Consider the following 11,962-nt stretch of genomic DNA (forward strand, 5'->3'; position numbering starts at 1 on the left):
GAATAAAATCCTAATACTTTTTATTAGGCTTTCAATTAACTATTCTCCTAAAAGCTTATAAATATGTATCTTTGCAAGCTAAACTCCCGGTTTACGACTATTATTGTAAAAATAGGATGAAAATAGATAAGATTTTGAATGAAATAGATGAATTTGGAGAAGCGCACGCAAGTAGTAGTGCTGAAACTCCTCTTCGTGATGATGCTTTTGAAATAAGTGACCTTGAAAAAATTGAACTTATTAAAAAGGATGTAAACAGCATCATGAAGACTCTTGGTCTTGACCTGACCGACGATAGCCTAAAAGGAACACCACAGCGAGTGGCAAAGATGTTTGTTAATGAAATTTTTTCTGGTCTTGATCCAAAGAGAAAGCCTAAAGCATCAACTTTTGATAACAAATACAAGTATGGCGAAATGCTTGTTGAAAAGAATATCACGGTTTATTCTACATGTGAGCATCATTTACTACCTATCGTGGGAAAAGCACATGTGGCATACATCTCCAACGGATCGGTTGTTGGTCTTTCTAAAATGAACCGTATAGTAGATTACTTCGCTAAGCGCCCACAGGTACAGGAGCGTCTCACTATGCAAATTGTTCAGGAATTACAGCGCGTACTTGGAACCAAAGACGTTGCCTGTGTAATAGACGCAAAACATTTATGCGTTAATAGCCGGGGCATTCGGGATATCGAAAGTAGCACGGTTACCAGTGAGTTTGGAGGAGCGTTTAAAGAAAAAGAGGTCAAACGTGAATTTTTAGATTACATTAAACTGGACACTACTTTCTAACTAGCTGTACAATTATTATTAAAACAACAAGGTATCTATGGCGCTTTTCCAGGAACAAAGCTTAAAGATTTACAACTCCATGACGGGTGAAAAGGAAGAATTCACTCCTATTAATGAAGGTAATATTGGAATGTATGTTTGCGGACCAACCGTTTACAGTAATGTGCACCTTGGCAATTGCAGGACTTTCATTTCTTTTGACCTTGTTTTCAGATATTTAAAACACCTGGGATATAAAGTACGATATGTCAGGAATATAACAGATGCCGGGCATCTGGAAAATGACGCTGAAACAGGGGAAGATCGCATAGCCAAAAAAGCACGCCTTGAGCAAATCGAACCTATGGAGGTTGTGCAACGCTACACTATTGATTTTCACAACATCCTTGAGAAATTTAACAACCTTCCCCCCAGCATCGAACCTACAGCCACCGGTCATATTGTTGAGCAAATTGAAATCATTAAAACTATAATTGAAAATGGTTTTGCTTACGAAGCAAACGGATCAGTATATTTTGATGTCCTTAAATTTAATGAGAAAAACAATTACGGCAAATTAAGCGGCAGAGCCATTGAGGATATGATCGCCAATACAAGGGAACTTGCTGCACAGAGCGACAAGAGAAATCCGCAGGATTTTGCGCTTTGGAAAAAAGCAGAACCACAGCATATAATGAGATGGCCTTCTCCCTGGAGTGACGGTTTTCCTGGATGGCATCTGGAGTGTACTGTTATGAGTACAAAATATCTGGGTGAAGAATTTGATATTCACGGCGGCGGAATGGATTTGAAATTCCCACATCACGAATGTGAAATTGCCCAGGGAGAAGCTGCAACAGGAAAAAATCCCGTTAATTATTGGATGCACGCTAACATGCTTACCTTAAATGGTAAAAAAATGGCCAAAAGTACAGGTAATAATATCTTGCCTAACGATATTTTCAGCGGAAATAATGATATTCTAGATAAAGCTTTCTCGCCAAACGTAACCCGGTTTTTTATGCTTCAGGCTAATTACAGGAGCATTCTCGATTTTTCCAATGAAGCCCTTTCGGCAAGTGAAAAAGGCTTTAAAAGATTAATGGAGGCCTATCATTCTATAGAAAATCTTCCTGTGAGCAACTCATCATCTTTTTCTTTACAAGACTGGAAACAGTCGTGTTATGATGCTATGAACGACGACTTCAACAGCCCTATAGTAATTGCGAAATTATTTGATGCCGTTAAGAATATCAATAACATCAAAGAAGGAGCATCCACTATTACTTCAGAAGATAAAGAAGCTTTAAAGAAAACAATGTCGGACTTTATGTTTGATGTACTTGGATTAAAAGATGTGCTGGAGGAGAAGAATGACTCTACAGATAAACTCTCCAGTACTATTGAACTTCTTATAGGCCTGAGAGCTGAAGCCCGTGCAAATAAAGATTTTGCCACGAGTGATAAAATCAGGGATCAGTTACAGGAGATGGGCATCCAGTTAAAAGATGGAAAAGAAGGCACTACGTTTTCCTTAAATTGATACTGTGAAGCGGTGGCTGGCATACCCATTTATAATCCTGGTAAAATTTTACCGGAAATTTATTTCGCCACTAACCCCTGCCACGTGTCGCTATACTCCTACTTGTTCCCAATATACACTCACTGCCCTTGAGAGGTTTGGAATGTTTAAAGGCGGATGGATGAGTTTAAAAAGGATATTTAGCTGCCATCCCTGGGGAGGTTCCGGATATGATCCCGTACCTTCAAAATCTGCACATAAATGATATGGCAGAAACGTTCAAATATGTATATTTACTCTCCTAACAAATAAATTCCCTTCATGTTATTCAACGCCATACAATGGAATCCTTCAGAAGGCCTGGATCTAGGTTTCTTTATGCTTCACTACTACAGTTTAATGTTCCTAATCGCCTTTGGATTGGGATGGTATATCATGAAAAGCATATTTGTTAGAGAAAAGATTGAAATTGAGAAACTGGATTCCCTCTTTATATACACCGTTCTGGCAACTCTTATTGGAGCCAGGCTCGGCCACGTTATTTTTTATGACTGGGATTACTTTCAATATCACCTGCTGGAAATTTTTCTGCCGGTAAAATTCGAACCCGAATTTCAGTTTACCGGATTTAGAGGCCTTGCCAGCCATGGAGCGGCGCTGGGTATAATTGCAGCAATGTTCCTGTACAAAAAAAGGATATTAGATAGACCTGTTTTATGGATACTAGACCGGGTTGTTATTCCTGTAGCCTGTGGAGGAATATTTGTAAGAATCGGGAACTTTATGAATTCAGAAATTGTTGGTAAACCTACGAATTCTGATTACGGAGTTATTTTTCAAAACTTAGGAGAGACATTTCCGCGGCATCCCGCCCAGTTATACGAATCGGTTTGTTATTTGGCAATTTTCGGATTCCTTTGGTATTTGTACTGGAAGACAGAAAAGAGATTTAAAATCGGATATATCTTTGGAGCTTTTCTTGTACTTCTCTGGACGGTTCGTTTCTTTATTGAATTCTTAAAGGAGCCACAAGTAGAGGAACGTGCAGTATGGCTGCTTAATACCGGGCAATGGCTAAGCATTCCATTTATATTGGCTGGATTTTATTTCATGTTCAGATCCACTAAGAAACGTATGTTATGATTGGCAGGAATTATTTTCTTATTTTTTTCTTCTTCGGAATATTATTTACCGGGTGTAAAAGTGATTCTGAACAACCTGAAAGTATAGAAACAGAACCTATTGTTTTTACCAAAGAAGCGGAATTATACCTGATTAAGCCTGAAGGAGACACGATTCAGAAAATTGATATCGAACTTGCCGATGATGACTACGAAAGGGAAACAGGTCTAATGTACCGGGAAAGTATGGAAGAGCACCAGGGAATGCTTTTCGTTTACGACATAGAGTCTCCCCGTATTTTTTATATGAAAAATACTTATTTCCCCTTAGATCTTATCTTTTACAACAGCGACAGTACCGCGGTAAGTTTCCAGGAGAATGCGCAACCTTTAAATGAAGATCATCTGCGATCGGGAGAAGCCGCACAGTATGTTCTTGAGATCAATGCCGGCCTTGTGGAGAGATGGAATATTGAAGAAGGTGATACATTTTCTATAGTAAAAACAGAGGAATAACAATCCATTCCGATATTATCCTTACCATCTTAACACCTTACCTCCTCCAGTCCTTTTAAAGCATGCCTGAAAATGACAATTTTCGGCCTTAGAGCTGTTTGGAATCAGGTAAAGCAAGAGGTAAATATTATCTTAAGAATAAATTCAGATTAAACTTTAAGCAGTACTGCCTGAAAATGCCAATTATAGGCCTTAGAGTTCTTCGGAATCAGGTAAAGCAAGAAGCAAATATCACCTTCAGCAAAAATTAGGATTAAACTTTAAGAGTGCTGCCTGAAAATGACAATTTTCGGCCTTAGGAGTATCCAAAATCAGAAAAAACCTGATGCAAACATTAGCTTCAGAATCAATTCAGAGTGAACTTTGAAAGGGAGGCCTGAAAATGACGATTATCGGCCTTAGAACTATCCGAAATCAGCAAAAATCCAAAGCAGACATCAGCTTCAGAATAAATTCAGAGTAAATTTTGAAAGGGAGACCTGAAAATGACAATTATCGGCCTTAGAACTATCCGAAATCAGAAAAAACCTGATGCAAACATTAGCTTCAGAATCAATTCAGATTAAACTTTAAAAGGAGACTTGAAATTGACAATTATCGGCCCTAGAGTTGTTCGGAATCAGCAAATATCACCTTCAGGGTCAATTCAGAGGGAACCTCGAAAGGGATAGCCTGAATATGACAATTATCAGTAGTTTTATTACAAATAAAAAGGCTCTCCATATGGAAAGCCTTTTTTAATTTTATATTTTCAAGAATTTAAGCTGTGGTAGTAGTTGTACCTGCTTTCTCTGTTTCATCTTCATTTTTATTTTTCTTCTCTATCTTAGATTTATCTGTTACACTGTCAAACATGATTGGTGTAGCGATAAATATAGAGGAATAGGTACCAACAATAACCCCAACAATAAGAGCAAACATAAATCCTCTGATGCTTTCTCCTCCAAAGATAAAGATTGCAAGCAACACTATCAAGGTAGTAAGCGAGGTGTTTAAGGTACGGCTTAAAGTACTGTTAAGTGCACTGTTAATGGTTTTACCCAATGGCCAGCTGGTATGCTCATTTACAAATTCCCTGATCCTGTCAAATACTACCACGGTATCATTTAGCGAGTAACCAATTACCGTAAGGATTGCAGCTATAAAAGCCTGATTAATCTCCATACTAAAAGGCATTACTTTATAAAGCAGGGAGAAAATACCCAGAACAATAAGAACATCATGGAAAACAGCGGCTACCGCACCAAGACTAAACTGCCATTTTCTAAATCGCAACAGAATGTAAAGGAACACCACTATAAGAGATCCTAAGACAGCCCAAAAAGACGCATTTTTAATATCATCTGCTATAGTAGGTCCAACTTTCATAGACTGCATGATCCCAAGAGATCTATCTCCAGAACCAGCGGTAAAATCGTCATATGACATATCTGTTGGCAGGTAATTTTGTAAAGCTTCATATAGATTTTGCTGAATCTCTTCATCTACTTGTGCTCCTTCATCATCTACACGGTAGTTTGTGGTAATTTTAAGCTGGTTGTTTGGACCAAATGTTTTTGCCTCAGCACTTCCAAAGACAGCAACAAGATCCTGTTCAACTTCAGTAGGATTAACATCCTGATCAAACCTCACTGTATACGTTCTACCTCCTACAAAATCAACACCCTGGTTAAGTCCCTGTACAAATAAAGACCCGATGCTAATAATAACAAATATAGCAGAAGCTACATAAGCAATTTTCTTTTTCCCCAGGAAGTCTATATTCATATTCGTGAACAACTTCTTAGTAGCTCCGGTTGAGAATGACAGGGATTTTCCATTTTTCCCATATCCGTCAATAAAAAGCCTGGTAATAAAAATTGCAGTAAAAAGAGAAGTTGCAATACCAATTAATAATGTGGTAGCAAAACCTTTAATGGGTCCGGTACCTAATATTAATAATATAAAACCAGTTAAACCTGTAGTTATGTTCGCATCGAGAATAGAAGATAGCGCATTGCTAAAACCATCCCGAATAGCATCTACCTGCGACTTACCTTTAGCAAGTTCTTCTTTAATCCTTTCAAAGATAAGTACGTTAGCATCTACCGACATACCTATTGTTAACACAATACCTGCAATACCAGGTAAAGTAAGTACGGCTCCCAGACCAGCAAGAATTCCAAAAATAAACAGGATGTTTACCACTAGAGCGACATCTGCAAATATACCCGCCTTACCATAATAGAAGACCATCCATAAAAGAACAAAAATAAGTGCTATAACAAAAGATAGCACTCCACTGTTAATGGCCTCCTGTCCTAATGAAGGTCCTACTATTTCACTCTGAATAATTTCTGCTGAAGCGGGAAGTTTACCTGCACGTAAGACGTTAGCCAAATCCTGACCTTCAGTAATTGAAAAATCTCCTGAGATCTCACTTCTACCTCCGGAAATAGGTCCAGTGGAAACACCGGGAGCAGAATAGACAATGTTATCCAGTACGATAGCAATATTACTTTGCTGATTTGAAGCCTGACCAGTCATTTCCTCCCAAATCTTAGCTCCTGTACCGTCCATTTGCATAGAAACGGCTACATTACCTAACTGGCCGTACGTTTGCTGTGCATCTGTAATTACACTACCACTTAAAGGAGGCTCCATATTACGATTACCTCTCAAAGCGTAAAGACCAACAGTACCTGTTTCTTCGTCTGGTACACCCCATACAAATTTCGCATATCGGTGCTCTGCCGGCAACAAAGATCGAACTCTGGGTCTGCTCAAATAATCATTAACCGTCGCCGTATCGGCAACTGCAAAGGTAGCGAGTACCGGGCTTCCCTGGAAACCTGGCGATTTTATAAGTTCGAATAATGGATTGTTTCCGGTGGCTACTTCTGTAGTATCTTCAGCATCTGCAAGAAGTTCGCTAATATCTTCATCTGCGGCAGTTGTAGTATCCGCAGTAGTTGTATCTGTCGTTTGAGGCGCATCTTGTTCGTTAGACACGATATCTGCCAAAACATTGTTTGCTTCAAAAAGGAAATTCCCTAGTTCTGTGTTTTTGTAGACATGCCAGAATTCCAGCTGAGCTGTACTCTGCAACAGATTTTTAACCCTGTTCACATCCTTAGCTCCCGGCAATTCAACAAGTATTCTACCGGAATTTCCAAGCCTCTGAATATTTGGCTGAGTAACTCCAAATTTATCAATACGTTTCCGAAGTACTTCAAACGCCGAAGTAATAGACTCATCAACACGACGCCTAATGATTTCCTCTACCTCCTCATTCGACAGGTTAGGATTAATTTCATCACTAAGGGCTTTATTAAAGAAAACATCAGGAGAAGCTAAACGTGCATCAGGAATATCATTAAACTCTTCAAAAAAGAGATCAATATAATCTTCCTGACTATCTTCCTGAGCTTCATCGGCCCGATTTATAGCCTGATTAAATGAAGGATCATTTGTATTATCTGCAAGACCTTTCAGGATATCTCTAACAGAAATCTGAAGAATAACATTGATCCCACCCTTAAGGTCAAGACCTTTGTTCAATTCTTTTTCCTTTGCACTGCTATAGGTAATCCCTGCAATTATTTCTTCATTCCCAATAGAATCAAGATATCTCTGCTCCTCGGCATCTCTTAACTCAGAGTAATCCTCTACTTCTTCACTAACTCTTCGTTCTGCATACTCTTCAGCATCGTTTTCAACTTTATTACTTATAAAGGTAAACGACAACTGGTAAAGACATACCAGTCCAAATAAAATTGCAAAAACTTTGATAAGTCCCTTATTCTGCATTATTCCTTAAATTATAATTAAATAGGTCTATTTTAAAAACGGACAAATATAGGGTTTCAAAAATGAAATCCCAATATTTTTTTTTTGAATATTTTAACTTTTAAGCATAGGAAAGGCCACTAAATCAGTGGCCTTTCCTGCTTAAACTATTCTTATGAAGTTCGTACTAGATCTCCAGTAAACTGTTGGTCTTCTTTACACCTTCAGCACTTTCTTTAATTTTGTTCTTTTCTGCCTCGTCAAGCTCGATTTCTACTATTTCTTCTAATCCGTTTTTTCCAAGAATAGCAGGAACACCTATACAAAGGTCATTAAGTCCATATTCCCCTTCCAACAAAGCAGAACAAGGGAACATTTTCTTTTGATCGCAGGCAATTGCCTGTACCAAACCAGACACTGCAGCCCCGGGAGCGTACCATGCGCTTGTACCCAGTAATTTCGTTAAAGTTGCACCTCCTACTTTAGTATCTTCAGCAACCTGGTTCAATCGCTCTTCAGATAAAAATGCAGTTACCGGTACGCTATTTCTGGTCGCCAGCCTGGTAAGAGGCACCATACCAGTATCACTATGTCCACCGATCACCATTCCATCAACATCAGACGGAGGACATTCCAAAGCTTCACTTAATCTATATTTAAATCTTGCACTATCCAAAGCTCCTCCCATTCCGATAATTCTGTTTTTCGGAAGATTGGTAGTTTTATGAACAAGGTATGTCATTGTATCCATAGGATTACTAACTACTATAAGAATCACATCGGGAGACTGTTCAATTAGTTTTGATGACACTTCTTTAACGATTCCGGCATTTATACCAATTAACTCCTCCCTGGTCATCCCCGGCTTACGTGGGATACCGCTGGTAATAACAGCAATATCACTACCTGCTGTCTTTGAATAATCGTTTGTACTTCCGGTAATTTTAGTGTCAAAACTGTTTAATGTAGCAGTCTGCATAAGGTCCATAGCCTTTCCTTCTGCAACCCCTTCTTTAATGTCCAGTAAAACAACTTCTGAAGCAAAATCTTTAATTGCAACATATTCCGCACAGCTGGCACCAACCGCACCTGCTCCTACTATAGTAACTTTCATTCTTTAAAATTTATTCGGTTTATAATGAAGACGAAAATACGAATTATGTTAATGATTTTATAATAACAAATGGTTAAAGTACATCTTCTTAGATCCTGAAATGAAGGCCAATATTAAGATTGAAAAATTTTCCGGCTGTAGCCATTGTGCTAACCTTAAAGTCATTAAAATATACATTAAAACCAATATCGCCTTTAAATTGTGCTTCAGAATCTCCTAAATCTTCCAAAGCCTCATTAATTGTACTTAAACCAAAATTGCTTCCCTGCATCATGTAAGAAAAATTAGAGCTTGCAACTCCAAGAGCTCCAAAAATTTCAAAATTCTCATATCGTTTTGAACCTAATAATTCTGCAGTCCATACATCTGCATCTACGTCTATCGCGTTCAATTGTGCAAACTCCGCCAGGTCAACGGGCTCAAAAGCGTATTCCACATCAAAGAGACTGTAGGCTACAAAAGCAGAAAACTGAAAGTCTTCAGGTTTGTTATACCTTAAATACTGACTGAAGTTATGTTTAATTCCCGCGCCATATTGGCTTACCTGCACATCGTTAACAGTTAATTTTGGCATAGCTCTCACCGCAAATTCTGTTTCGTAAGGAAGACCGACGGTAACCTGCGCAAAAGGATGCGCCACAAAATTTTTATCTACTCCTTCGATAGCCTGAAAACTAAAATCCTGACCCACTACTTCTCCTTCAAATACGACATCAGAGGAAGAACCAAAAGCTGTAGGAACTATAGCATTACGTGCCCCACCTTGAATACTAAGATTATTATAATTACCAGTAGTAAAGGATTTTCTACTTTCTGGAACAATTAAAGCATTGGCATGCAAGGAAACTTCAAATTTCCAGGGGTCCAGAGTTTGCGCAGAAGAAAACCATCCTCCATTAGCCTGGTATGCAATACTGGTAGCTGCAGGATTGGCAAAGTCATTAGCTATATCTTTTAAATCATTCACTAAATCCTCCTGGGCCGAAGAAGAAAGACCCAATAGCAATGTTGTAAGACATAAAATGTTATTTTTTAATTTTTTCATGGATGAAATTCAGTTTTAATTTGGGGTGTAAAAATAGTAAATATTTTGCGCAAGGTTTCACAAAAAAAAACAGGCCTGCAAATCTGCCGGCCTGTTTATCATTTATTTAATACAATTTATGCATCAATATTCGCATACTTCGCATTCTTTTCTATAAATTCTCTTCGAGGCGGAACCTCATCTCCCATAAGCATTGAGAAAATTCTATCTGCCTCTCCACTATTATCAATAGTCACCTGTCTCAATTTTCTACGTTCAGGATCCATTGTTGTATCCCATAGTTGCTCAGCGTTCATTTCTCCCAGACCCTTATATCTTTGGATTTGTACACCTCCGCTGTAACTCTCTGCAATTTCATCACGCTCCTTTTCTGACCAGGCATAGCGTTTTTTTGAAGCTTTTTTCACCAAATAAAGAGGCGGAGTCGCGATATAAATGTGCCCACCTTCAATTAACTCCTTCATATATCTATAGAAAAAAGTCAGGATTAACGTTTCAATATGGCTTCCATCCACATCGGCATCACACATAATCACAACTTTATGGTACCTTAATTTTGACAAATTTAAGGCTTTACTATCTTCTTCTGTTCCAATAGTAACACCAAGAGCCGTATAGATATTTTTAATCTCTTCGTTATCGAAAACGCGGTGGGTCATTGCTTTCTCCACATTAAGAATTTTACCTCTCAAAGGAAGAATAGCCTGGAATTTCCTGTCCCTACCTTGCTTTGCTGTACCTCCTGCCGAATCTCCCTCTACAAGAAAAACCTCGCATTGTGCAGGATCCTGTTCAGAACAATCTGATAATTTCCCAGGCAACCCGCCAATACTCATCGCAGTTTTACGCTGCACCATCTCACGGGCCTTCTTAGCTGCATTTCTGGCTTGCGCTGCAAGGATTACCTTCTGCACAATAGTTTTTGCATCATTGGGATTTTCTTCCAGGTAAATATCAAGCATCTCAGAAACCGCCTGAGAAACAGCCGATGTCACTTCACGGTTACCCAGCTTTGTCTTTGTCTGTCCCTCAAACTGAGGCTCTCCAACCTTAACTGAAATTATTGCTGTTAAACCTTCACGGAAGTCATCTCCTGTAATTTCAAATTTCAGTTTGTCGAGTAATCCTGAAGCATCTGCGTACTTCTTTAAGGTAGTTGTTAAACCCCTTCGAAATCCAGAAAGGTGCGTCCCCCCTTCGTGGGTATTAATATTGTTTACGTAAGAGTGTAGGTTTTCATTAAAAGAAGTATTGTAGACCATGGCCACTTCTACAGGAATATCATTCTTTTCCCCTTCCATGGAAATAACGTGACCTATAATAGGCTCACGGTTACCGTCTAAAAATTTTATAAACTCCTTCAGTCCTTCTTCAGAATGAAAAGTTTCAGAAACAAAATTCCCTTCTTTATCTTTTTGCCGCCTGTCGGTAAGACTTATGGTAAGTCCTTTGTTCAAAAAGGACAATTCACGCATTCTGCTGGAAAGTGTATCGTAACTATAATCTACAGTTTGCTGAAAAATACTGGGATCTGGCCTAAAAGTAACCATGGTCCCGGAAAGCTCGGTTTCCCCCACTGGTTTAACAGGGTAAAGTGGTTTACCCAGCTCGTACTCCTGCTCCCATATTTGGCCGTCACGATATACAGTAGCTTTAAGCGCAGAGGATAATGCATTTACACAACTCACCCCTACCCCATGCAAACCACCGGAAACTTTATAAGAGTCCTTATCAAATTTCCCTCCGGCACCGATTTTAGTCATTACCACCTCAAGAGCAGAGACACCTTCTTTTTTATGAAGATCAATAGGTATACCCCTACCATTATCTTCTGTGGTGACAGAACCATCTTCATTTATAGTAACTTTTATTGTATCGCAATGGCCCGCCATTGCTTCATCAATAGAGTTATCTACTACTTCATAAACCAAATGATGGAGACCTCTTACTCCGGTATCCCCAATATACATAGAAGGCCGCATACGAACATGCTCCATACCCTCGAGGGCCTGTATACTATCTGCCGAGTAAAGTTTTTTCTTGGCTTCTTCGCTCATGTATTGTGTAAATTAAATTCGTGTATTTTTGGTAACGAACAAATAT

General features: G+C 38.8%; 9 protein-coding genes. 5 read left to right on the forward strand and 4 right to left on the reverse strand.

All coding sequences use genetic code 11. The annotated features are described in order from the left end of the window. Window positions 1–116: 116 nt before the first annotated feature. The 5 genes from folE to RM541_RS00210 are packed head-to-tail and all read left to right on the forward strand — an operon-like array spanning window position 117 to window position 3,932. Window positions 117–794, forward strand: coding sequence for a GTP cyclohydrolase I FolE (folE, locus tag RM541_RS00190; protein WP_311498242.1), 678 nt, complete (start codon window positions 117–119; stop codon window positions 792–794). Between the two features lie 37 nt (window positions 795–831). Beyond that, window positions 832–2,316, forward strand: coding sequence for a cysteine--tRNA ligase (gene cysS / locus RM541_RS00195; RefSeq protein ID WP_311498243.1), 1,485 nt, complete (start codon window positions 832–834; stop codon window positions 2,314–2,316). A 4-nt stretch (window positions 2,317–2,320) separates the two neighbouring features. Beyond that, window positions 2,321–2,560, forward strand: coding sequence for a membrane protein insertion efficiency factor YidD (yidD, locus tag RM541_RS00200; protein ID WP_311498244.1), 240 nt, complete (start codon window positions 2,321–2,323; stop codon window positions 2,558–2,560). A gap of 56 nt (window positions 2,561–2,616) precedes the next feature. After that, window positions 2,617–3,438 (forward strand): prolipoprotein diacylglyceryl transferase, encoded by an 822-nt coding sequence (gene lgt, locus RM541_RS00205; RefSeq protein WP_311498245.1) that lies wholly within the window; start codon window positions 2,617–2,619, stop codon window positions 3,436–3,438. Then, window positions 3,435–3,932 carry a DUF192 domain-containing protein gene (locus RM541_RS00210; RefSeq protein WP_311498246.1) on the forward strand — a complete coding sequence of 166 codons (498 nt, stop codon included), beginning with the start codon at window positions 3,435–3,437 and terminating at the stop codon, window positions 3,930–3,932. The genes lgt and RM541_RS00210 overlap by 4 nt, the downstream gene beginning before the upstream one ends. 759 nt (window positions 3,933–4,691) lie before the next feature. On the opposite strand, the gene secDF is transcribed toward RM541_RS00210, so the two are convergent. The 4 genes from secDF to gyrB all read right to left on the reverse strand — a co-directional run bounded on the left by secDF (window position 4,692) and on the right by gyrB (window position 11,916). Continuing rightward, window positions 4,692–7,721 carry a protein translocase subunit SecDF gene (gene secDF, locus RM541_RS00215; protein WP_311498247.1) on the reverse strand — a complete coding sequence of 1,010 codons (3,030 nt, stop codon included), beginning with the start codon at window positions 7,719–7,721 and terminating at the stop codon, window positions 4,692–4,694. 166 nt (window positions 7,722–7,887) lie between these two features. Then, window positions 7,888–8,814 (reverse strand): malate dehydrogenase, encoded by a 927-nt coding sequence (mdh, locus tag RM541_RS00220; protein WP_311498248.1) that lies wholly within the window; start codon window positions 8,812–8,814, stop codon window positions 7,888–7,890. An 88-nt stretch (window positions 8,815–8,902) separates the two neighbouring features. Further along, window positions 8,903–9,859: a DUF6588 family protein gene (locus tag RM541_RS00225; protein ID WP_311498249.1), complete on the reverse strand. Its 957-nt coding sequence runs from the start codon at window positions 9,857–9,859 to the stop codon at window positions 8,903–8,905. Window positions 9,860–9,975: 116 nt separating this feature from the next. Further along, window positions 9,976–11,916 carry a DNA topoisomerase (ATP-hydrolyzing) subunit B gene (gene gyrB / locus RM541_RS00230; RefSeq protein ID WP_311498250.1) on the reverse strand — a complete coding sequence of 647 codons (1,941 nt, stop codon included), beginning with the start codon at window positions 11,914–11,916 and terminating at the stop codon, window positions 9,976–9,978. Window positions 11,917–11,962: the final 46 nt, after the last annotated feature.

It is taken from the genome of Autumnicola psychrophila, from assembly GCF_031846645.1.
In the GTDB taxonomy this organism is placed as follows: domain Bacteria; phylum Bacteroidota; class Bacteroidia; order Flavobacteriales; family Flavobacteriaceae; genus Autumnicola; species Autumnicola psychrophila.

Coding starts and splice junctions, on each gene's coding strand:
- RM541_RS00210 (WP_311498246.1), top strand. CDS start 3,435: ATGATTGGCAGGAATTATTTTCTTATTTTTTTCTTCTTCGGAATATTA.
- RM541_RS00225 (WP_311498249.1), bottom strand. CDS start 9,859: ATGAAAAAATTAAAAAATAACATTTTATGTCTTACAACATTGCTATTG.
- secDF (WP_311498247.1), bottom strand. CDS start 7,721: ATGCAGAATAAGGGACTTATCAAAGTTTTTGCAATTTTATTTGGACTG.
- gyrB (WP_311498250.1), bottom strand. CDS start 11,916: ATGAGCGAAGAAGCCAAGAAAAAACTTTACTCGGCAGATAGTATACAG.
- mdh (WP_311498248.1), bottom strand. CDS start 8,814: ATGAAAGTTACTATAGTAGGAGCAGGTGCGGTTGGTGCCAGCTGTGCG.
- folE (WP_311498242.1), top strand. CDS start 117: ATGAAAATAGATAAGATTTTGAATGAAATAGATGAATTTGGAGAAGCG.
- lgt (WP_311498245.1), top strand. CDS start 2,617: ATGTTATTCAACGCCATACAATGGAATCCTTCAGAAGGCCTGGATCTA.
- cysS (WP_311498243.1), top strand. CDS start 832: ATGGCGCTTTTCCAGGAACAAAGCTTAAAGATTTACAACTCCATGACG.